The organism is Methylobacterium sp. 275MFSha3.1, assembly GCF_900108435.1.
Lineage (GTDB): Bacteria > Pseudomonadota > Alphaproteobacteria > Rhizobiales > Beijerinckiaceae > Methylobacterium.
Genome location: NZ_FNWP01000005.1, coordinates 233,488 through 254,114, shown reverse-complemented (window position 1 = coordinate 254,114; position 20,627 = coordinate 233,488). Strand labels below are relative to the sequence as shown.

At 72.1% G+C, this 20,627-nt stretch carries 18 protein-coding genes and 1 tRNA gene; 9 read left to right on the top strand and 10 right to left on the bottom strand.

All coding sequences use genetic code 11. The features are described from left to right. Positions 1-12: 12 nt before the first annotated feature. On the bottom strand, positions 13-792 hold the full coding sequence (locus BLW78_RS07610; protein WP_091678149.1) for an EAL domain-containing protein: 780 nt from the start codon (positions 790-792) through the stop codon (positions 13-15). A gap of 113 nt (positions 793-905) precedes the next feature. On the opposite strand from BLW78_RS07610, the gene BLW78_RS07605 reads away from it, so the two are divergent. Beyond that, on the top strand, positions 906-3,107 hold the full coding sequence (locus tag BLW78_RS07605) for a 3-hydroxyacyl-CoA dehydrogenase NAD-binding domain-containing protein (RefSeq protein ID WP_091678146.1): 2,202 nt from the start codon (positions 906-908) through the stop codon (positions 3,105-3,107). On the opposite strand, the gene BLW78_RS07600 is transcribed toward BLW78_RS07605, so the two are convergent. Continuing rightward, positions 3,077-4,054, bottom strand: a complete 978-nt coding sequence (locus BLW78_RS07600; protein ID WP_091678143.1) for a LysR substrate-binding domain-containing protein — start codon at positions 4,052-4,054, stop codon at positions 3,077-3,079. The genes BLW78_RS07605 and BLW78_RS07600 overlap by 31 nt on opposite strands. A 170-nt stretch (positions 4,055-4,224) precedes the next feature. Here BLW78_RS07600 and BLW78_RS07595 point away from each other — a divergent pair, with 170 nt between their 5' ends. Beyond that, positions 4,225-5,109 (top strand): amino acid ABC transporter substrate-binding protein, encoded by an 885-nt coding sequence (locus BLW78_RS07595; protein WP_244526823.1) that lies wholly within the window; start codon positions 4,225-4,227, stop codon positions 5,107-5,109. Positions 5,110-5,124: 15 nt separating this feature from the next. Further along, entirely contained in the window at positions 5,125-6,183 is a 1,059-nt protein-coding gene (locus tag BLW78_RS07590) for a GntG family PLP-dependent aldolase (protein ID WP_091678138.1), read from the top strand. 6 nt (positions 6,184-6,189) lie between these two features. Here the strand turns inward: BLW78_RS07590 and BLW78_RS07585 are convergent, their stop codons facing one another. The 3 genes from BLW78_RS07585 to BLW78_RS07575 all read right to left on the bottom strand — a co-directional run bounded on the left by BLW78_RS07585 (position 6,190) and on the right by BLW78_RS07575 (position 10,921). Beyond that, entirely contained in the window at positions 6,190-7,059 is an 870-nt protein-coding gene (locus BLW78_RS07585) for a 3'-5' exonuclease (protein ID WP_091678135.1), read from the bottom strand. A gap of 72 nt (positions 7,060-7,131) precedes the next feature. After that, complete coding sequence (gene ligA / locus BLW78_RS07580) at positions 7,132-9,564, bottom strand: NAD-dependent DNA ligase LigA (protein ID WP_091678133.1); 2,433 nt, start codon at positions 9,562-9,564, stop codon at positions 7,132-7,134. Between the two features lie 64 nt (positions 9,565-9,628). Continuing rightward, the gene (locus BLW78_RS07575) at positions 9,629-10,921 is read right to left on the bottom strand and encodes an MFS transporter (protein WP_091678130.1); all 1,293 of its coding nucleotides are present in this window, start codon (positions 10,919-10,921) and stop codon (positions 9,629-9,631) included. Positions 10,922-11,051: 130 nt separating this feature from the next. Here BLW78_RS07575 and BLW78_RS07570 point away from each other — a divergent pair, with 130 nt between their 5' ends. Beyond that, positions 11,052-11,768 carry a 4'-phosphopantetheinyl transferase family protein gene (locus BLW78_RS07570; protein WP_091678127.1) on the top strand — a complete coding sequence of 239 codons (717 nt, stop codon included), beginning with the start codon at positions 11,052-11,054 and terminating at the stop codon, positions 11,766-11,768. A gap of 85 nt (positions 11,769-11,853) precedes the next feature. Beyond that, a tRNA-Pro gene (locus tag BLW78_RS07565) sits at positions 11,854-11,930 on the top strand. A 783-nt stretch (positions 11,931-12,713) separates the two neighbouring features. Here the strand turns inward: BLW78_RS07565 and BLW78_RS07555 are convergent. Together BLW78_RS07555 and BLW78_RS07550 are read right to left on the bottom strand one after the other, a co-directional pair. Further along, a complete protein-coding gene (locus tag BLW78_RS07555; RefSeq protein WP_091678122.1) occupies positions 12,714-13,424 on the bottom strand; it encodes a restriction endonuclease in 711 nt (236 codons plus the stop codon). Between the two features lie 148 nt (positions 13,425-13,572). Further along, positions 13,573-14,325 carry a class I SAM-dependent methyltransferase gene (locus tag BLW78_RS07550; RefSeq protein ID WP_091678120.1) on the bottom strand — a complete coding sequence of 251 codons (753 nt, stop codon included), beginning with the start codon at positions 14,323-14,325 and terminating at the stop codon, positions 13,573-13,575. 211 nt (positions 14,326-14,536) lie between these two features. Here BLW78_RS07550 and BLW78_RS07545 point away from each other — a divergent pair, with 211 nt between their 5' ends. Continuing rightward, the gene (locus tag BLW78_RS07545) at positions 14,537-15,580 is read left to right on the top strand and encodes a hypothetical protein (RefSeq protein WP_091678117.1); all 1,044 of its coding nucleotides are present in this window, start codon (positions 14,537-14,539) and stop codon (positions 15,578-15,580) included. A gap of 7 nt (positions 15,581-15,587) precedes the next feature. Here BLW78_RS07545 and tgt read toward each other — a convergent pair whose 3' ends face one another. Together tgt and queA are read right to left on the bottom strand one after the other, a co-directional pair. After that, positions 15,588-16,724 carry a tRNA guanosine(34) transglycosylase Tgt gene (tgt, locus tag BLW78_RS07540; protein WP_091678115.1) on the bottom strand — a complete coding sequence of 379 codons (1,137 nt, stop codon included), beginning with the start codon at positions 16,722-16,724 and terminating at the stop codon, positions 15,588-15,590. Next, the gene (queA, locus tag BLW78_RS07535; protein ID WP_091678112.1) at positions 16,721-17,785 is read right to left on the bottom strand and encodes a tRNA preQ1(34) S-adenosylmethionine ribosyltransferase-isomerase QueA; all 1,065 of its coding nucleotides are present in this window, start codon (positions 17,783-17,785) and stop codon (positions 16,721-16,723) included. The genes tgt and queA overlap by 4 nt, the downstream gene beginning before the upstream one ends. 98 nt (positions 17,786-17,883) lie before the next feature. Between queA and BLW78_RS07530 the strand changes: the two genes are divergently transcribed. The 3 genes from BLW78_RS07530 (at position 17,884) to BLW78_RS07520 (ending at position 19,341) form a co-directional block, all read left to right on the top strand. Further along, complete coding sequence (locus tag BLW78_RS07530; RefSeq protein WP_091678110.1) at positions 17,884-18,141, top strand: hypothetical protein; 258 nt, start codon at positions 17,884-17,886, stop codon at positions 18,139-18,141. After that, positions 18,138-18,356 carry a hypothetical protein gene (locus tag BLW78_RS07525; protein WP_020091401.1) on the top strand — a complete coding sequence of 73 codons (219 nt, stop codon included), beginning with the start codon at positions 18,138-18,140 and terminating at the stop codon, positions 18,354-18,356. The genes BLW78_RS07530 and BLW78_RS07525 overlap by 4 nt, the downstream gene beginning before the upstream one ends. 97 nt (positions 18,357-18,453) lie before the next feature. After that, entirely contained in the window at positions 18,454-19,341 is an 888-nt protein-coding gene (locus BLW78_RS07520; protein ID WP_056522056.1) for a cation diffusion facilitator family transporter, read from the top strand. An 8-nt stretch (positions 19,342-19,349) separates the two neighbouring features. Here the strand turns inward: BLW78_RS07520 and BLW78_RS07515 are convergent, their stop codons facing one another. Beyond that, positions 19,350-20,606 carry an SfnB family sulfur acquisition oxidoreductase gene (locus BLW78_RS07515; protein ID WP_091678107.1) on the bottom strand — a complete coding sequence of 419 codons (1,257 nt, stop codon included), beginning with the start codon at positions 20,604-20,606 and terminating at the stop codon, positions 19,350-19,352. Positions 20,607-20,627: the final 21 nt, after the last annotated feature.

The following is a 20,627-nucleotide window of genomic DNA, read 5'->3' as shown; positions in this document are numbered from 1 at the left end:
GTCGGTCGGGTGTCAGGCCGCGCGCGCGGCCACCATGGGGGTGAATCCCGCGACCGGGGGCAGCCCCTCCAGGAGGGGCTTGGCGAAGTGGTAGCCCTGGACGAGCGTGATCCCGATGCTGCGCAGGGCGTCGAGCTCCGCCGCGGTCTCCACGCCCTCGGCGAGCACCGCCACGTCGAGGGCTCGGGCGATGGCGACCACGCCCGAGACGATGGCGTAGCGCCCGGCATCGCTGTCGAGGCCGCGCAGCACGTCCATGTCGATCTTGATCAGGTCGGGGCGGAAATTGGCGAGCAGGCTCAGGCCCGCGAAGCCGGCGCCGAAATCGTCGAGCGCCGTCAGGAACCCCTGCTTCCGGTAGGCGGCGACGATGCCCTTGACGTGATCGATGTCCCGGAAGCGCTCCTGCTCGGTGAACTCGAACATGATCCGCCGGTGTGCGAAGTCGATGCGCCGCGCCGCCTCGAGCGACGCGCGGATGCAGGCGTTCGGCTCGTAGACCGCGTTGGGCATGAAGTTGATGGACAGCCGGGTGGCGCTGTCGCGGGGAAACAGCCTGCCGGCGAGCTCGATCGCCTTGACGCGGGCGGCCTGGTCGAACTGGTAGCGGGTCTCGTCGGTCACCCGGTCGAGGATCGTGTAGGCCGGCTCACCCTTCGGGCCGCGCACCAGCGCCTCGTAGGCCCAGACGCTGCCGTCCGCGAGGTCGAGGATCGGCTGGAACGCCATCGTGAAGTCGAAGTCGAGCTTGGTGCCGGCGCGACAGGCGCGGCAGCCGGAATCCTTCGTCATGTGCGGCTTTCGGTGAGTGACCCCGGCCGGCAGACAATGGCCGGACGCGCTCAACACAACCTTAACGCAAACGCGCCGGCGGATCGTCGGCGGAACCCAGGGAGGACGGCACCGTGACGCTGACCGATTTCCGCTTCGAGACCGATCCCGACGGCGTCGCTCTGGCGACCTGGGACATGCCCGGCCGCTCGATGAACGTGATCACCGAAGGTGTGATGGACCAGCTCGAGCAGATCATCGAGCAGGTCGCGTCCGACCCGGCGATCAAGGGCTGCGTCATCGCCACCGGCAAGGACAATTTCTCCGGCGGCGCCGATCTCACCATGCTCCAGGGTCTGGGCCGGGCCTACGAGCAGCTGAAGGCCGAGCAGGGCGAGGAGGTGGCGATGCGCCACTTCTTCGAGGCCTCCCGACGCCTGTCGCTGCTGTTTCGGCGGCTGGAGACCTGCGGCAAGCCCTTCGCGGCGGCGATCCAGGGCCTGTGCCTGGGCGGCGCCTTCGAGCTGGCGCTGTCGTGCCATCACCGCGTCGCCTCCGACGACGGGAAGACCCGGGTCGGCCTGCCGGAGATCAAGGTCGGCCTGTTCCCGGGCGGCGGCGGCACGCAGCGGGTCGCCCGCCTGATGCAGACCGGCGACGCCCTGCAGATGCTGTTCAAGGGCGAGCAGATCCGCGCGCCCATGGCCAAGGGCATGGGGCTGATCCACGCCGTGGCCCCGCAGGCCGAGATCGTGGAGCGCGCCAAGGCCTGGATCCGCGAGGGCGGCTCGGCGGTGGCACCCTGGGACGTTCCGAAGTTCAAGGCGCCGTCCGGCAAGGTCTACTCGCCCGCCGGCATGATGATCTGGCCGCCGGCCAACGCCATCTACCGCCGTGAGACCCACGACAACTACCCGGCTGCCAAGGCGATCCTGACCTCCGTTTACGAGGGCCTTCAGCTGCCGATGGACCTCGCCCTGCGGGTCGAGAGCCGGTACTTCGCGCATATCCTGCGCTCGACCGAGGCGGCGGCCATGATCCGCACGCTGTTCATCTCCATGGGCGAGCTGAACAAGGGTGCGCGCCGTCCGAAGGACGTGCCGGCCACGAACCTGCGCAAGGTCGGGGTGATCGGCGCCGGCTTCATGGGCGCGGGCGTGGCCTACGTCACCGCCCAGGCCGGGATCGAGGTGGTGCTGGTCGACCAGTCGGTCGAGGCGGCCGAGAAGGGCAAGGCCTACGCCCACACGCTCATCACCGGCCAGATCAACAAGGGCCGGGCCAAGACCGCCGACCGGGAGGCGCTGCTCGGCCGGATCCAGGCCACGGCGGATTACGGCGCGCTCGCCGAATGCGACCTCGTGATCGAGGCCGTCTTCGAGGATCCGCGGGTGAAGGCCGAGGTCATCCAGAAGGTCGAGGCGGTCATCCGCCCCGACGCGATCTTCGCGTCCAACACCTCGACCCTGCCGATCACCGGCCTGGCCAAGGCGTCGCAGCGGCCCGCGCAGTTCGTCGGCATCCACTTCTTCTCGCCCGTGGAGAAGATGATGCTCGTCGAGATCATCAAGGGCGAGGCGACCGGGGACGCGGCGCTCGCCACCGCCCTCGACTACGTGCGGCTGATCAAGAAGACCCCGATCGTCGTCAACGACGCCCGCGGCTTCTTCGCCAACCGCTGCGTCGGCGCCTACATCCTCGAAGGCCACAAGATGCTCTTCGAGGGCGTGCCGCCGGCGATAATCGAGAGCGCCGGCCGCCAGGCGGGCATGCCGGTCGGGCCGCTGTCGCTCAACGACGAGGTCGCCCTCGACCTCGTGCTCAAGATCGCCAAGGCCACCGAGGCGCAGGTCGGGCAGGGCGCCGTCGACCCGGCGCAGAAGGCGATCCTCGCCGAGATGGTCGAGAACCAGGGCCGGCTCGGCCGCAAGAACCGCAAGGGCTTCTACGACTACCCGGAGGGCGCGCCGAAGCGCCTGTGGCCCGGCCTGAAGGACCTGCAGCCGAACCGCCTCGACCCCGACGCCGTCGACTTCACCGAGCTGAAGCAGCGGCTCCTCGTGGTCCAGGCGCTGGAGGCCGCCCGCACGGTCGGCGAGGGCGTGGTCACCGATCCGCGCGAGGCCGATGTCGGCTCGATCCTCGGCTTCGGCTTCGCGCCGTTCACCGGCGGGACCCTGTCGTACATCGACTTCATGGGGGCGGCGGCCTTCGTCGACCTCGCGCGGGCGCTCGAGGCCAAGCACGGGCCCCGTTTCCACGTGCCCGACAACCTGGCCGCCATGGCCGAGAACGGGGGCACCTTCTACGCCGGCGCCGAGAAGCGCGCCGCCTGAGCGACGTCGGCCGGACGCCCGCCCGCGGCGTCCGGCAGCTGGGCGAGCTCCTCCAGCAGGACCGTGCGCGCGCAGGTGCCGAAGGCCCGCATCAGCCGCCCCCGGGCGTGGTCCGGGGGGAACAGCAGCGCGAAATGCACCGGGAGCGCGGGGGCGAAGGGACGGATCGCGATCGGCGAGACCTTCGCCTCCTCGTGGGCGGCCAGGGGGTTCATCACGCTGACCCCGAGCCCGGCCGAGACGAGGGTGCAGATCGAGGCGCCGAGGCCGGCCTCGGCGGTGATGGTCAGGCCGATGCCGGCGGCCTCGAAGACGGCCTCGGTCCGGCCGCGCAGGGCGCTCCCGAGCGACGCGGCGACGAAGGGCACGCCCTGAAAATCCGCGGGCGCGAGCGATTCCCGCGCGGCGAGGGGATGGTCCCGCGGCAGGACGGCGACGCAGGCGCGCGTCTCGACATGCTCGGCGCGCGCCTCCGGGGCGTCGCCGTACAGCATCGTCAGCGCGGCGTCGCAGGAGCCGGTGGCGAGCCAGTGGTTCACGGTCTCGTCGTCGCCGGAATGGATCGCCACGATCACGTCCGGATGCGCGGCCCGGAAGCGGACGACCGCGCGCGCGAGGAGCCCGCCCGCCAGTCGGGGCATCGCGGCCACCCGCAGCCGCTCCGCCCCGAAGGCGCGGATGCGCGCGGCCGCCGATTCCAGGCTCGTGAGGCCCACGAAGGCGCGCTCGACCTCCGCGTGGAACCGCGTCCCGTCGAGGGAGGGGACGACCCGGCTCCCGCTGCGGTCGAACAGGGGCAGGCCGGTGATCACCTCCAGCTGCGCGATCAGCCGGCTGACCTGAGGCTGCGAGGTGTGGAGCCGGCGGCTCGCCTCGGTCATGGACCCGGTGGCCACCACGGCCCGGAAGGCCTCGATGTGCCGGAAGGTCATGCGCCGCTCGGCCATATCAGATCCGTATGCTCGGCAGGTGAATCGGCATTGGACGCACGCGCGCGGCCGCTCCTAGGATCAGTCGGCAAAGCTTCGGGCCGACTCCCCGTCGGGGCGGCCGGGCGCTGCGCCGGTTCAGACATAGCGAGGGGGTTCGGATCGTGTCGAGGACGCTGCCGCTTCTGTTGGCCACTCTGTGCTGGGCCGGCCTCGCCGCGCCGTCGGTCGCCGAAGGGCGCCTCGACAAGATCCGCGCGACCGGACAGATCAGCCTCGGCTTCCCGGACGCGTCGCCGCCCTTCGGCTTCCTCGACCAGAACGCCAAGCCGGTAGGCTATTCGCTGGAGATATGCGAGCACGTCGCGCAGAAGCTCAAGGCCGCGCTCGGCCTGCCCAGGCTCGAGGTGCGCCACGTGCCGGTGATGTCGGCGACCCGGATCCCGCTGATCAACAACGGGACGATCGACCTGGAATGCGGCACCGCCAGCAACCTGCCCGAGCGGCACAAGCTGGTCTCGTTCGCGCCGACCACCTTCGTGGCGCAGGTGGTGCTGGTGGCCAAGAAGGACACGCCGGTTGATGTCGACGACATCGCCTCGTTCCGCGGCAAGGCCATCTCGGCGCAGGCCGGCGGCGAGACCCAGCGCGTCGCCACCCGGATCAACGTCCGCGACAAGCTCGACATCCAGGTGATGCCGGCCAAGGACACCGCCGAGGTGTTCCTGCTCGTGGAGACCGGCCGCGCGGCGGGCGCCATCAACGACGATGCCCTGGCCCACGCCACGGTGGCGGGCGCCAAGCGGCCGGCGGATTACAAGATCGGCACCAAGGGCCTGGAATTCGCGCCCTACGGGATCCTGGAGCCGAAGGACGACGCGGCCTTCAAGGCTGCGGTCGACAGGGCGGTGGTCGAGCTGATCCAGGACGGGACCGTGGCGCGGCTCTACGGCAAGTATTTCGAGCAGCCGATCCCGCCGAAGGGTATCAACTTGGAGTTGCCGATGAGCGACGTGCTCAAGCGGGCCCTCGCCAACCCGACCGATTCCGGCGACGAGGCGGCCTACCGGTAGGGCGGCGAGACCGACATGCGAGACGATCACGGCGAAGCCACGGACGCGCCGTCCGCGGTCGACCTGCGGAGCGACACCGTCACGCGGCCGACCGAGGCGATGTACGCCCGGATGCGGTCGGCGCCGCTGGGCGACGACGGGCTCGACGCCGACCCGACCGCCCGCGCGCTGGAGGAGACCGCCGCCGCGATGCTCGGCAAGGCGGCGGCCCTGTTCGTGCCGAGCTGCACGATGGGCAACCTGCTGGCGATCCTGGCCCAGGTTCAGCGCAGCGAGCAGGTGCTGCTCGAGGCCCAGGCCCACATGCTCCACACCGAGCGCGGGGCCGCCACCCTGACCGGGGCGTTCCTGGACGGGATCGCCGGGACCGACGGCGCCATGGACCTCGACCGGCTCGAGGACGCCCTCCGGCCGAGCGCGAGCCCGCTGTCGACGGCCATGATCGCGCTGGAGACCTCGCACAACGCCGCCGGCGGCACCGTGCTGCCGCCGGACCACATGGCCGCGGTGGCGCAGATCGCCCGCGCGCGCGGCATCACGGTCCATCTCGACGGGGCCCGCCTGTTCAATGCCGCCACCCATCTCGGGGTCGCGCCGGCGGACCTCGCGGCCCATGTCGACACCGTGTCGCTGTGCCTCTCGAAGGGCCTCAGCGCCCCGGTCGGCGCCGTGCTCGCCGGCGACGGACCGGTGATCGCGGCGGCACGGCGCCTGCGGAAGATGATCGGCGGGACGCAGCGGCAGGTCGGGATCGTGGCGGCCGCCGGTCTCGAGGCGATCACCGTCATGGGCGCGCGCCTCGTCGAGGACCACGACCGGGCCCGGCAGCTGAGCGCCGGGCTGAACGCCCTGCCGCGCCTCGCGGCGAACCTGCCGCAGACCAACATCGTGCAGGTCGACCTCTCTCGGACCGGGCGGGACAGCGCGCGCTGGGTCGCGGATCTCGACGCGGCCGGCATCCGCACGCGCCCGCTCGGCCCGCGGCGGCTGCGGCTCGTCACGCACCGGCACATCGCGGCGGCCGACATCGACCGCGCCGTCGCGGCCTTCCGCGCCTGCCTCGACGCGGCCTGAGCCCGGTCAGGCCGCGCCCGCGACCCGGGTCTTCGCGCCGAGCATGCGGGCGAGGAGCACGACGTCGCCGGCATTGTCCGAGAGCAGATCGGTGATGTCGCCGACCTCCAGCGCCTTCACGTGGCGGCAGCGCATGCCGTAGCGGCCGGCCGTGCAGGTGCAGCGCAGCTCCGGGCCCCCCGGCCGCTCCTCCAGGCTGACGTGGTAGCGGTTGCCGGTCGAGCCGCGCATGGCGAACCGCAGGGCCGCCGGCGCGTCGGGGAAGCTTGCCACGGCCCGGGCGCTGATCGCACCCGGCACGCGGCGCGGCACGGCGGGACCGCCGACCGCCCGCGCGACCGGGAGGCCGAGCGCGGCCGCGAGGGCGTGCACGTCCGCGACCGCCCGCTCGCGCATCGCGGCGAGCGCGATCTCCGCGCAGGCGAAGGCGTCCTCGCCGGCGTCGTGGTGCTCGAAGCGGATGCCGAGGCGCCGCGCGACCTTGCCGAGCCCGCAGCCCTCCGGCGCCGGGAAGACCCGGCGTGCCACCTGGACCGTGCAGAGATAGGCGAGATCGGGGACCGGCAGGCCGGCCCGCGTCAGCCCGGCGCGCAGGACGCCGATATCGAAGCTCGCGTTGTGCGCCAGGATCAGCCCCCGCCCGAGATCGCCGAGATAGGGCGCCATGACGGCGGCGAAGTCGGGCTTGTCGGCGACGTCGGCCGGCAGGATCCCGTGGACGCGGATGTTGCCCGGTGCGAACCGCATCTCGGGCGGCCGGATCAGGTGGCTCTCGCGGCGCACGACGCGGCCGTCGGCGATCCAGGCCAGACCCACCGCGCAGGCGCTGTCGCGCCGCTCGTTGGCCGTCTCGAAGTCGAGGGCCAGGACCGTCATCGAGGCTCAACCATGCCGGGTGGAAGTTCTCGGGGTGTTCCCCGAGAGGTCTAGGCCGCCCGGACTCGGGCTTCAACCCTGCGCCACCATCGCCAGCCAGTCGTCCTCCGAGACGACCCGGACGCCGTGCTTCTGCGCGTCCTTCAGTTTCGAGCCCGCACCGGGGCCGGCCACCACCAGGTCGGTCTTGGCCGAGACCGAGCCCGAGACCTTCGCGCCCAGGCGCTCGGCTACCGCCTTGGCCTCGTTGCGGGTCATCTTCTCCAGGGTGCCGGTGAAGACCACGGTCTTTCCCGCGAACGCTGAGGCCGCGGCGGCCCGCTCCATCGGCTGCACCGCGACCGCGTCGAGCAGGGCCGTGACGGCGTCGGCATTGTGCGGCTCGGAGAAGAACAGGAGCAGCGCGTCGGTCGCCACCGGGCCGATCTCGCCGTCGTCGGCGAAGACCCGGTAGGCGTCGCCGGGACGCTGCGCCGCAGCCCGCGCGATCGCCGCGCGTACCGCGTCGACGTCGCCGTAATGGGCGAGGAGGTTCTCGCGCTGGACGGCGCTCAGGCGCGCCCGCTCCTTGGCCGGCGCCGCGTCGTCCTCCGGGAAGCCGAGATCGAGGAGCCGGTCCCGGGTCGTGCCCCCGACGCGCGGCACCGCGGTGAGCTCGACCCAGTCGGGACCGGGCTGCGCCGCCGCGGCCTCGCGGATCGCCGCGATCAGCGTCGGCATCTCGGCGAAGCGCTTCGCCAGCGCCTTGGCGGTCGCCTCGCCGATCTGCGGGATGCCGAGGGCGAAGAGCAGGCGGTTCATCGGCACGGCGCGCCGCGCCTCGACGGCGGCGAGCAGGTTCCGGATCGCCTTGTCTTCGTCGTCGCCCTTCTTCTTGGCGGCCTTCTTCGGCGGCTCGGCCGTCCCCGAATCTGCGCGCCGCTCGGCCGAGAGCGCCTCGCGCCGCGCCACGATGGCGGCTTTGAGTTCCTCGAAGTCGAGGCGGAACAGGTCGGCGGGCTGGCGCACGAGCCCGGCCTCGAACAGGACCTCGATGTAGGTCTCGCCGAAACCCTCGAGGTCGAAGCCGTTGCGCGACACGAAGTGCTTCATCCGCTCGACGCCCTGCGCCGGGCAGATCAGCCCGCCGGTGCAGCGGCGCACCGCGTCGGGCCGGCCGGTGCGGGGGTTGACGGCGCGGACGGCGCGGCTGCCGCAGGCCGGGCAGGTCTCCGGGAAGGCGTAGGGCCGCGAGTCGGCCGGGCGCTTCGTGAGGTCGACATCCATGACCTTCGGGATGACGTCGCCGGCCCGGACCACCGTGACCGTGTCGCCGACGCGGATGTCGCGGCCGTCGCGGATCGGCTCGCCGTCGGCGCCGACGCCCTTCACGTAGCCCTCGTTGTGCAGGGTGGCGTTCGACACGACGACGCCGCCGACCGTCACGGGACGGAGCTTGGCGAGCGGGTTCAGCGAGCCTGTGCGGCCGACATTGATGACGATGTCCTCGACGACCGTGGTGGCTTCCTGGGCAGCGAATTTGTGGGCGAGCGCCCAGCGGGGCGAGCGCGAGACGAAGCCCAGCCGCTTCTGGAGCGCGAGGTCGTCGACCTTGTAGACGACGCCGTCGATGTCGTAGCCGAGCCCGGCCCGGTCGGCCTCGATGCCGCGGTAATGGGCGAGCATCGCCTCCGTGTCGGTGAAGGTCTGGGTCCGCGGGTTCACCGGCAGGCCCCAGGCCGCGAAGTGCTCCAGCACGCCGGTCTGCGTGTCGGCGATCGGCGCCGACAGCTCGCCCCAGGCATAGGCGAAGAATCGCAGCGGCCGGGACGCGGTGATCGCGGGATCGAGCTGGCGCAGGCTGCCGGCGGCGGCGTTGCGCGGGTTGGCGAAGAGCGGCTTGCCGGCCGCCTCCTGCCGGGCGTTGATGGCGGCGAAGTCGGCGTGGGACAGGTAGACCTCCCCGCGCACCTCGCAGATCTCCGGCCAGCCGGACCCCGCGAGCACCGCCGGGATGTCCTGCACCGTGCGGGCGTTGGCCGTGACGTTCTCGCCCACCTCGCCGTCGCCGCGGGTGGCGGCGGTGTCGAGCCGGCCGTTCACGTAGCGCAGGGACAGGGACAGGCCGTCGATCTTCGGCTCTGCCGTGAAGGCGAGGGGGGCGTCGTCCGGCCAGCCGAGGAAGCGGCGCACGCGCGCGACGAACTCGGCCACCTCCGCGTCGTCGAAGGCGTTGCCCAGCGAGAGCATCGGCACGGCGTGCCGCACCTTGGCGAACTTCTCCGAGGGCTTGGCGCCGACCGACGTGCTGGCGGCGCCCGTGCCGGCGAGATCGGGGAATCGGGCCTCGATGTCCTCCAGGCGGCGGCGCAGCCGGTCGTACTCGGCGTCCGATATCTCGGGCGCGTCCTCCTGGTAGTAGAGGCGGTCGGCCTCCAGGAGCGCGTCCGACAGCCGCGCGTACTCGGCGCGCGCTTCCTCGGCGCTGAGGTCGAGATCGAGCGGTTCGGATTTCGTGGCGGCCATGCCGGGGTTCTAACGCATCGGCGGCCGGCGGGGAGCCGGCCGCGGCGCGCGATCCCCGATTCCCTCACCGGCGGGCACCGAGCAGATCGCCGCGCCCCGCCATCCGGAAGGCCGCGAAGAACGTCGCGGCGACGAGGGCGGCGATTGCTTGCAGCGGCAGGACCGGGGCCAGCCAGCCCGCGACCGCCGTCCCGGCGACCGAGCCGAGGTTCATGGCCGCCATGTAGACCTCGAACTGCGTGGCCGCGCCCGGGCGGCCCCGGCTCGCCGCGAGCAGGGCCGGCATCAGGGCGACGATCAGCAGGCCGGGCAGCACGCTGGTGAGCGCCAGGATCGCCGGCGCCGCGGCCCCGACGAGGCCGGCGCCGATCAGGATCCCGGCCAGCACGAAGGTGACGGCACTGCCCAGCAGCAGGGCGCGAAGCGGCGACGCCGCGCCCGCGCGGTCCGACCAGAGTCCCACCGCGACCGCACCGGCCGTGCCGCTCACCAGGGTCAGGAAAGCCTGGAGACGCGACAGGCTCGCGGCCTCCCAGCCCTGACGCTGGAGGAGGTCGATCGAGAAGGGCAGCTCGAACAGGCCGAGGGCCGCGTCGAGGCCGAAGCACAGGGCGAGCAGCCGCAGGGCGCGCGGGCGGCGCAGGGCGATCACGGTGCGGCGCAGGAAGCGGCGGAACGGGAGGCGCCGCGGCGCCGGTCCCCGGCGCTCGAGCGACCAGAGCGGATCGGCCGGCGCCTCGCGGACCAGCAGCATCGGCAGGCTCGCGACGAGCGCGGCGACGAGCAGCCAGCGGGCGCTCGCGGCGAAACCCCAGTTCGCGAGCGTCCATCCGAACACGGCGGCGCTGAGGCTCGTTCCGGCCACGAAGCCCGCGCGGGTGCAGGCGCTGACCCGGCCGAGTTCCCGGGTGGGGACGTGGTCCATGATCATCCGGTCGCAGGCGGTATCGAGGAGCGAGGCGAACAGGCTGTGGACGAGGAAGACCGGACCGAGCGCGCCGACGGCGTCGCCCCCGGCGATGAGGAGCAGCGCCAGCGTCGCGTGGCATCCGACCAGCGCGGCGACCGCGAAGGGCCGGCGCCGTCCCATCCGCGTGTCCCCGGCCCGGTCCACCCAGGGCCCCCACAGCAGCGGCTGCAGCGTCCAGGGCAGGCCGGTCAGGGCGAAGTGCAGCCCGACCTCGGTTGCCGGGACGCCCCTGGCCGCGAGGTGGTTGGCGAGCGCCGTCAGCGAGAAACCCGCGACGAGGCCCTGGTAGAGGTAGGTGGCGAAGAAGACGGCGTAGCGGACGGACCGCTGGCCGAGGCTCGGTCTACCCAGGAGGCCGACGCGGAGATCCGCGCTGGACCGCGTCACCGCGCGCGGCGCTTCTTGCAGGAGACGGGCCGCGATCCGATGCTGCTCATTCCTGCCCCATCGGATCGTCGCCCGTGCCGTTTCGCTCTCCCGACGCTAGCGCCCCAGCTCCCGCCTCGCGAGGTGTCGCGTGAGCGCGGTGCAGGTCTGGATCGTCGACCTCGTCCTGTCTCCGAGCCAGCTCGACCGGTGCGATGCCATCCTCGACGCCGCGGAGCGCGCGCGGGCTGACCGTTTCCTGCGTCCGGCGGATCGGGCGCGGTTCCGCGCCAGCCACGCCGCGCTGCGGCTGGTCCTCGGCGACGCGCTCAGTCTCGCGCCGGCCGACGTCGAGTTCGCCGCCGGAGCCGGCGGCAGGCCGGAGCTCGCGGGCCCGGCACGGGGCGCCGCCGACTTCAACCTCTCCCATTCCGGGGCGCGCGCGCTGATCGGGCTCACCCGCGGCGCGGCGATCGGCGTCGATGTCGAGGCCGTGCGGCCGATCGCGGACGCGCTGCGGATCGCGGCGGCCCATTTCGCCGCCGACGAGGTGACGGCCCTGGCCGGGGCCCCGCGAAGCTCGGTCGAACGGCGCTTCTTCGGACTGTGGACCCGCAAGGAGGCGGTGGTGAAGGCTTTGGGCAGCGGCCTGTCGCTGCCCCTCGATCGGTTCAGCGTCAGCGTTCCGCCCGAAGCGCCGCGCCTTCTCCGGGCCGACGGCGACGCGTCCTGGAACCTGGACGGTCCTTGGAGCCTAGCCGAGGTCGATTGCGGGCGCGATCACGTCGCCACGGTGGCGACCCGATCCGCGGAGGCGGAGATCACCTGCCACCGTCTCCCGGACGACTGGCCCGATCATCTGGGCTGAAAAGGCGCAACAGCGCGCTTGCGGTGCGGGAAAGGCGCGGCTATACACCCGCTCGCTGGCCCTGGCGGACACGCGGGACGGCCTTCGGAGTGTAGCGCAGTCTGGTAGCGCACCACGTTCGGGACGTGGGGGTCGCAGGTTCAAATCCTGCCACTCCGACCAAAATTCCCGCGATCTCAAGTTCAGCGAGACGAACGGTCACCCTTCGCAAGGGACCTCGCGGACGGATGACGTGTGGCCTCGCTGGTCGGCGTCCGCATATTCCCAGACTCTCGCGAACGCGGCCACCTCGACCGGACCGAAGGCGTCGCGCCATCCCGGCTCCGCATCAGGCCGGTCCCTGGCTCGCGCCCCGCTGATTACTGCGCGTGGAGGATCCTGAGGCCGCCCCGTCTGGCCCGTCCGAGCCGCGATCCTGGGACGGAGTCTCCCCGGACCCCGCCGTGCCGGGGCTCTCGCCCTGCGGGATCAGGGGCGCCATGGGCACGCTCTCCACGAGCAGCGCGATCATCTCGGACCGTGAGCTCAGGAGAATGGCCGGCGGCTCGCCGGTGATCTGCCGCCATCGCCTGACGAAATCGCCCGCCGGCAACTCGGCGAGAGCGTCCTGTTCGGTCGCGGGGTGGTCCGTTCTGAGGGCTGCGGACTGATCCATGCGCCTCAACGGCTCGGACCACGATTCGGCCTCAGCGTCCGGCCGGGATGGTGAAGCGAGCGTTAGTCCGATCGCGGAAGACGATGCCCGCAACGGCGGACCGGCGGGCGAGGCCTGGGGCGCTCGATGCGTAGAGGAGCATCGCGCCTGTCCCTGACGAAAGCAAGTGAGCCGGTCAGTTCATCGGCGGGACAGAGGGAGGCGCGTCGAGGAATGGACCCGGCGCGCGGCCGTGCGGGTTGTCGTCATTCTCATGGGCCCTCATCGCACGACGCGGGGTCCGAGCGCGGTCAGGCGGCGAGTTTGAAACCGGTTCCGCGGGCCGTGCGGGGCGCGACCGTCGACTTGTCCCGGGGCAGCAGCAGGTCGAACTGCGAGCAGTGCAGCGCCAGGACGTTCTGCTCCTCCGCCATGGCGCGCGCCGCGCCGCTGAAACGGCCATTGGTCATCACGCACGCCGTGGTCGACCCGGCGCGCTCCGCCGCCGCCGCGACGTCCGAGATCGGGAGACACGCGACGTCGCGGTCCGCCCAATGCAGGCAAACGACGACGCGCTTTCGGGCCCGGAGGAGCACGAAGTGGTCCTGATCCTGGTAATCCAGGCGCCAGCCGGCCGCCTTCAGGCACCGCAGCATCAGCGCCTCGTAATGCGCCTGCGAGGCGCTCACGCGGTCGACGAAGGTCCAGGACGCGACCTCGGCCGGCAGGATCGACGCGAATTCCGCGCTGACCAGACGCCTGAAGCCGCGGAACCGGACGAAGGCGCGGAGCGGGGGCGAGAGATGGGCGCGGTGCAGCCTGACGAGTTCCCGGTCCCAGAGCGCCTCGAACGCGGCCGCTCCGCGCGCGTGGTGCTCCATCCACCGGTTCTCGATGATCAGGCGCTCGATCTGCGGTCGGATCGCGCGGCGACACCGCTCGGTGACCCGCTCCTGCAGATGCAACCAAGAGAGCAGAAGCAGGATGGCTATCACCCATAGGGCGAGGCTCGTCGCGAACATGGCGGCGGGACTTTGCGAAAAAAGGCCGATGTCGCCATTTATCCGCCGCAGGAATTAAGCGGACATTGCCGGTCACATGCGTACTGAACCGATCAGTGCAAGTCTTTGGAGATGGTGAATTCTAAATTTATGTCCGCCCCGCAGCCGCTCAGGTCCGCATAGCCACGAACATGCTCCGGCCCTGCTGGTGATAGTAGCCGCTCTCCATCGAGCCGCGGATGTCGTGCCCCAGCATGTCGTACTGCTCGTAGACCATGTCGAAGCCGCACTCCTTGAGAAGCTGGATCAGGGCCGGCTTGGTGGGCCAGAAGGAGCGCTTGTTGCTCCACGAGGTCCATTTGTGCGCCTCGAGCTGGCTCGTGTCGTCGAGATCGTGCTCGTGCATCCAGCGACCCGGCAGACCTTCGTTCTCGGCGGGCGGCGAGAGCTGGAACAGGGCCTCGTTGGTTTCGGTCGCGAAATGCGTGTGCAGGATGACCACGTCGCGGACGCATTCGGCCATGAGGCGGATGAAGGCGGCCGGCCTGTCGAGGTGGTAGAGCAGTCCGCAGCAGAAGGCGGCATCGAAGGGGCCGTGGGCCGCCAGATTCCACACGTCGTCGTTGACGAAGGCGAGGCCGGGGACGCCCGTCCCCTCCTTGACCCGCAGGCAGTTCTCGAAGTTGGAGCGGCGCACCTCGACACCGGTGGCGCGCATCCCGGCGCGGGCGAATTCGAGCGTGTAGCCGCCCTCGAGGCAGCCCAGATCGACGATCGACCGGCCGGCCAGCCTGTGCCCGTAGAACAGCCGGAGCGAGCGCAGGGCCGCCTGGGTCCAGGGGCTGTCGGCGATCAGCCAGCCCGCCTCGGGCAAGGTCTCGGACCCGTCCGCGAGGCGGATGTTGTGTGCCGTGAACGTCATGCCGACTCCCCACGCCGCCCACTCGTGCCGGGCAACGCCTTCGTCCGTCTATACGGGCGGCGGCCGATCGGTTCACGCGCTTTGTCGTTTCGCCCGTATCGAACGGTCGACCGGCGGGATGGGTCAGGTCGGCGCGACCGCCGCCTCCACGGTGCGGCCGGGCACGCGATGCCCGCGACGGGGCCCGTCGAACGGCGTATGTAGCCGCCCGATGGATCCGTCCTCTCACCATCGAGCCGGCCGGCGACCCGCTGGATGGGTCGGCTTCGCGCGCAGCTTCCTCGTCTGCGCCACCCTCATGGGCTTGGCGCTGATCGGCTTCGTGGCCGCGGTCGATCCCTACGGACTGCGGGCCGCGCCCGGGCATCCGCCGGGACCGATCATGGATGCCAATCAGCGGCTCTCCTATCCGCAGATCGCCCGCGGGGGGCCGTTCGACGCGGCGGTCTTCGGCACCTCGACGGCGCGACTGCTCGACCCGCAGGCTCTCGACGCGGCCTTCGGTGTCCGGTTCGCCAATCTGGCGGTGAATGCCGCGACGCCCGACGAGCAGGGTCGGCTCGCCGCGCTGTTCCTGGCCCGCCGGCCGATCCGCGCGGTCCTGTTCGGCCTCGATGCCCCGTGGTGCGCCGCCGATCCGCCGGCCCGGACCGCCCATGCCTTTCCCGACTGGCTCTACGCGGACCGCGTGCCCGGCGATGTCCTGCGTCAGGTCAGCCTGCGCTCGGTCACGACGGCCGTCCGGGCCGGACTCGCCGATCTCGGGCTGACGCGGGCGCGGATTCGCGGAGACGGCTACGCGGTCTTCACGCCGCCCGAGGCGCGCTACGACCTCGCACGCGCCCAGGCCCATATCCGCGCAGGCCGCGTGGACTCGGCGGCGGCGGACGCCCCCGAGCTGCCGATGCCGGCCCTCGACCGCCTGGACGATCTCCTCGGTCGCGTGCCCGCCGAGGCCCTGAAGATCGTGGCCTTCATGCCGGTGCACGCGGGGGCGCAGGGCTCACCGGGATCGGCGGCGGGCCGTCGCGAGGAAGCCTGCAAGGCGCGCGCCGCGGCGATCGGGAAGCGCCGGGGCGCGGTCGTGGTGGATTTTCGCCGGATCTCGCCGCTGACGACCCGGGACGCGAATTACTGGGACGCGCTGCATTACCGCCTGCCCGTGGCGGCGCGCGTCGTCTCGGATCTCGCGCGCGCCGTCGCCACCGGCCGCGACGATCCGGATGGAATCTACCGGGTGCTCGCGCACCCGTGACGCCCGGTCAGGCGGCGGCGCGCTCGGCGCTCGCCCAGCCCGCGCGGGTCTCGGCGCAGTACTCCGCGTAGCGGCCGTCCCGGATCGCCGCGCGCGCGCCGGCCATAAGGTCCTGGTAGTAGGCGAGGTTGTTCCAGGTCAGCAGCATCATCCCGAGGATCTCGTTCGAGCGCACGAGGTGATGCAGGTAGGCACGGGAATAGTCCCGCGCGGCCGGACAGGTCGAGCTCTCGTCGAGCGGCGCGGTGTCCTCGGCGTGGCGGGCGTTGCGCAGGTTGACCCGTCCGTGGCGCGTGTAGGCGAGGCCGTGCCGGCCGGCGCGGGTCGGCATCACGCAGTCGAACATGTCGATGCCGCGGGCGACCGCGCCGAGGATGTCGTCCGGCGTGCCGACGCCCATCAGGTAGCGGGGCTTGCCGGCGGGCAGGTGCGGCTCGACCGTCTCGATCATGGCGAACATGACCGCCTGCGGCTCGCCGACGGCGAGGCCGCCCACCGCGTAGCCCTTGAGATCGAGATCCGTCAGCGCGCGGGCGCTCTCGACGCGCAGGGCCGGCACGTCGCCGCCCTGGACGATGCCGAACAGGGCCCGTCCCGGCTGCTCGCCGAACGCGACGCGGCAGCGCTCGGCCCAGCGCAGCGACAGGTGCATGGCCTTCTCGATGGCCCCGTGGTCCGCCGGCAGGCGGACGCACTCGTCGAGCTGCATCTGGATGTCGGAGCCGAGCAGACCCTGGATCTCGATGGAGCGCTCCGGGCTCATGTGATGCGCGGTGCCGTCGATGTGCGAGCGGAAGGTCACACCCTGCTCGTCGATCTTCCGCAGTGCGGAGAGCGACATCACCTGGAAGCCGCCGGAATCGGTCAGGATCGGCCGGTCCCAGTTCATGAAGCGGTGAAGGCCGCCGAGCCGGGCCATGCGCTCGGGGCCGGGCCGCAGCATCAGGTGGTAGGTGTTGCCCAGGACCACGTCTGCGCCGAGATCGCGGACCTGGCCGGGGTACATGGCCTTGACGGTCGCGGCCGTGCCCACCGGCATGAAGGCCGGGGTCCGGATCTCGCCGCGCGGCGTCCCGATCACGCCGGTGCGGGCGGTGCCGTCCCGGGCCAGCAGGTCGAAGCGGAAGTGTGCGCTGTCGGTCATGGGGTGTCCGCGCCCGGGCCCGGGAAGAGCAGGCTGGCGTCGCCGTAGGAGTAGAACCGGTACCCGGCGGCGATCGCGTGCGCGTAGGCCGCGCGCATCGTCGCGAGACCTGAGAACGCCGAGACCAGCATGAACAGCGTCGAGCGCGGCAGGTGGAAATTGGTCACGAGGGCGTCGACCGCGCGGAACCGGTAGCCCGGCGTGATGAAGATCTCGGTGGGTCCCGAGAAGGGCGCGAGCGTGCCGTCCGGTCGGGCCGCGCTCTCCAGCAGCCGCAGCGCCGTGGTCCCGACCGCGACGATCCGGCCGCCCGCGGCCCGCGCGGCGTTCAGGGCCTCGGCCGTGGCGGCGTCGAGGATGCCGATCTCCGCGTGCATGCGGTGGGCCTCGGTATCTTCGGCCTTGACCGGCAGGAAGGTCCCGGCGCCGACATGCAGTGTGACGTGGTGGCGCCGCAGACCGGCGGCGTCGAGATCGGCCAGCAGCGCGTCGGAGAAGTGCAGGCCGGCCGTGGGAGCCGCGACCGCCCCCGGATTGCGGGCGTAGACCGTCTGGTAATCGGTGGCGTCGCGGTCATCCGTGGCGCGCTTCCCCGCGATGTAGGGGGGCAGCGGCAGGGCACCCTCCGCGGCGATGGCCGCGTCGAGGTCTGGTCCGGCCCGGTCGAAGGCGAGGACGATCTCCCCGGCCTCGGCCTTCTCGAGAACGGTCGCCGCCAGATCGCCGAAGCGCAGCGCGTCGCCCGCCGCGAGCCGCTTGGCCGGACGCGCGAAGGCGCGCCAGCGGTCGGGGGCTTCCCGCAGGTGGAGCATCACCTCGGTGCGCTGGCCGGGGGCGCCGGGCCGTGTGCGCACGCCGTTCAGCCGGGCCGGGATCACCCGCGTGTCGTTGAAGACCAGGGCGTCGCCGGCCCGGAGGGCGTTGGGCAGGTCGCGCACGGTCCGGTCGGCCAGCGGCGCGCCGGGGCGGACCACGAGCATCCGCCCGGCGTCGCGCGGCTCGGCCGGGCGCAGGGCGATGCTGGTCTCCGGCAGATCGAAATCGAAGAGGTCCACGCGCATCGCCGGCTGCCTGCACCGAACGGCACGCGGTTTCAACCGCGGAACCGCCGGGGGGCGCGTCCGTTTCCAGCGTCACCGAGACGCGAGGCCTCCGATCCATGCCCTGGTACGCCGTTCGCCCCCGTGACGCCGCCGATCCCCGCTGGCCGCTCCCCGGCACGCCCGAGATCGTGCTGAAGGCCGAGGATCCCGACACCGCCCGCGCGAAGTTCGAATCGGCCTACCCGAGCCAGCCCTTCGGCAGCCCCGGAATCCCGGTGCCGAATACCGGCGCCGGCAGCTTCCGCGGCGATCCGGACGCCCTGGTCGTGGCCGAGACGGGCGAGCCGCCGGCGCCGCGGGGGAGCGACGCGTGACGCCCCGCGGTCGCCCCCGGCGGGTCACCCTCGACGGGCAGCTCCTCGGGTACTGGGAGCGCGAGGCCGCCCGGCTGGAGACCCTCGCCGCCGGAGCGCGCTTCGCCTGGCAGCGCCGTCGCTTCCTGCGCAAGGCGGAGGCCGCGCGCGCCAAGGCGGAGCCGAGCCGGCGGCGCGAGGCCGCCCGCGACAACGGCGGCGCGTCGGAGACTTAGCCGCGGCTAACACGTTTTCGGCGGCGTCGAACCTTTGCCGTGGCCTTGGCCGCGGCCGGTGCCGTATGGGCGCGGCGTCACCCCAACGGCGCGAACCATGGACCGCACCCAGAAAGCCGCCCTCTTCAGCGCGGGCATCGGCCTCGCCGTCACGGCGATGAAGTTCTACGCGGCGTGGCTCACCGGCAGCCTCGCCCTGTACTCCGACGCGCTGGAGAGCATCATCAACGTGGTCGCCGCAATCGGCGCCTTCGTGGCCCTGCGGGTCGCCGCGCGCCCGGCGGACGAGGACCATCCCTACGGTCACCACAAGGCCGAGTTCTTCTCGGCGGTGATCGAGGGCGCGCTGATCGTGGTGGCGGCGCTGCTGATCCTGCGCGAATCCTATTTCGGGCTGCTCGCCCCGAAGGCCCTCGACGCGCCCGCGGTGGGCCTCGCGATCAACTTCGCGGCCGGGATCGTCAACGCGGTCTGGGCGGCGGCACTGATGCGCTGGGGAAGGCGGTGGCGGTCGCCGGCCCTGATCGCCGACGCGCGCCACGTTTTCGCCGACGTAATCACGTCCTGCGGCGTCCTGGCCGGCGTCGGCGCCGTGGTGGTGACGGGCTACCCGGTCCTCGACCCCGTGGTGGCCGGGCTGGTCGCCATGAACATCCTGTGGTCCGGCTTCCGCATGGTCCGGGAATCGGTCGACGGCCTCATGGACAGGGCCGCCCCGGCCGAGATGGTGAGCCAGATCCGGTCGCTCATCTCCCAGCACGGCGAGGGCGCGCTGGAGGCGCACGACGTGCGCACGCGCTCCGCCGGTCAGGCGACCTTCATCGACTTCCACCTCGTCGTCCCCGGCGCGATGACCGTCGAGGATTCGCACGCGATCTGCGACCGGCTGGAATCAGCCCTGGAGACGACGATCCCCGGGGCGGTGGTGACCATCCACGTCGAGCCGGGCGAGGAGGCCAAGGCGCGGGGATTGCCAGTGCTGTAGGCCGCCGATCAGCTCCAGGCGTGGAGCGGCGGGTTCACGCCATTGAGGGCGTGGTTGCCGACGATCGCGTATTTCCAGCGGACGGGATCGTGCAGCGTGTGCGTGCGCGCGTTCCGCCAGTGACGGTCGAGATTCTCGGCGGCCAGGGTCGAGCGGGTCCCCGACAGCTCGAACAGCTTGTTCGACGCCGCCAGGGCGACCTCGGTGGTCAGCACCTTCGCCTCGGCGACCGCGATCTGGGCCACCGCGACCGTCTCGGCGTCCGGCCGCGCGACGGCCGCGTCGAGGGCGAGACCGGCCCGGTCGAGCAGCGCCTCGGCGGCGTGCTGCCGGATGGTCAGGTCGCCGACCGCCTGGATCGTGTAGGGATCGTCGGACGCCCGCTCCAGCCCGCTGTCGATCCAGGGGCGGGCCTTCTCGCGGACGTAGCCGATGGTGTCGTCGAGGGCCTCGCGGCCGATCCCGGCATCGACCGCGGCCTGGATGATCTGGAACACGGCGCCGTCGGCGGTCGGCGCTGCGTAGCCCTTCCAGGCCGGCACCAGATGGGTCTTGGGCACGCGCACGTCGTCGATCAGCACGGTCCCGCTCGCCGTGCCGCGCTGGCCGAAGCTCGACCAGTCGTCGATCACCGTGAGCCCGGGCGCGTCCCGCTCGGCGATGGCGTACCAGGCGCGTCCCTCGGCATCGAGGGCGACGATCGGGACCAGGTGCGCGAGGAGGGCGCCGGTGGCGTAGAACTTCCGGCCCCGCACCACGACGTGGTCGCCGTGATCGGTGAAGCGCGTGTCGAAATCGGCCGCCCGCTTGGTGCCGCGCTCCGAGAAGGCGTTGCCGAACCGCGTTCCGCGCAAGACCTCGCCGAACAGCAGGTGCTTCTGCGCCTCGTCCGACACCGTCCGGATCGCCGCCAGGATGCCGAGATGGTTCTGGGCGATCTGCGCGATGGCGGGATCGGCGGCCGCGACGATGGCGATGACCTGCGCGAGGGTCCGGTAGGAGACTTCGGGGCCGCCATAGGCGCGCGGCACGTTGATCGACCAGAGGCCGCTCTGCGAGAAGGCATCGAGCTCCTCGAGCGGTCGCACGGCGTGGCGGTCCCGCTCCGACGCGCCGGTCCGGAACTCGGCCGCGAGCCCGTGGGCCACGGCCAGCGCCTCGGCGTCGTCACGGATCACGTGGGCGGGTGAGGGCGGCCGCGCGGGGCCGGGAGCGCCCGGGCGGTGCTCCGGCTCGAGCGTGCGCGCATCGACGGCGATGTTCATGGCTCACTCCGATCAGTCGGG

Coding starts and splice junctions, on each gene's coding strand:
- BLW78_RS07610 (WP_091678149.1), bottom strand. CDS start 792: ATGACGAAGGATTCCGGCTGCCGCGCCTGTCGCGCCGGCACCAAGCTC.
- BLW78_RS07600 (WP_091678143.1), bottom strand. CDS start 4,054: ATGGCCGAGCGGCGCATGACCTTCCGGCACATCGAGGCCTTCCGGGCC.
- BLW78_RS07590 (WP_091678138.1), top strand. CDS start 5,125: ATGCGAGACGATCACGGCGAAGCCACGGACGCGCCGTCCGCGGTCGAC.
- BLW78_RS07585 (WP_091678135.1), bottom strand. CDS start 7,059: ATGACGGTCCTGGCCCTCGACTTCGAGACGGCCAACGAGCGGCGCGAC.
- ligA (WP_091678133.1), bottom strand. CDS start 9,564: ATGGCCGCCACGAAATCCGAACCGCTCGATCTCGACCTCAGCGCCGAG.
- BLW78_RS07555 (WP_091678122.1), bottom strand. CDS start 13,424: ATGTTCGCGACGAGCCTCGCCCTATGGGTGATAGCCATCCTGCTTCTG.
- BLW78_RS07550 (WP_091678120.1), bottom strand. CDS start 14,325: ATGACGTTCACGGCACACAACATCCGCCTCGCGGACGGGTCCGAGACC.
- BLW78_RS07545 (WP_091678117.1), top strand. CDS start 14,537: ATGGATCCGTCCTCTCACCATCGAGCCGGCCGGCGACCCGCTGGATGG.
- tgt (WP_091678115.1), bottom strand. CDS start 16,724: ATGACCGACAGCGCACACTTCCGCTTCGACCTGCTGGCCCGGGACGGC.
- queA (WP_091678112.1), bottom strand. CDS start 17,785: ATGCGCGTGGACCTCTTCGATTTCGATCTGCCGGAGACCAGCATCGCC.
- BLW78_RS07530 (WP_091678110.1), top strand. CDS start 17,884: ATGCCCTGGTACGCCGTTCGCCCCCGTGACGCCGCCGATCCCCGCTGG.
- BLW78_RS07520 (WP_056522056.1), top strand. CDS start 18,454: ATGGACCGCACCCAGAAAGCCGCCCTCTTCAGCGCGGGCATCGGCCTC.
- BLW78_RS07515 (WP_091678107.1), bottom strand. CDS start 20,606: ATGAACATCGCCGTCGATGCGCGCACGCTCGAGCCGGAGCACCGCCCG.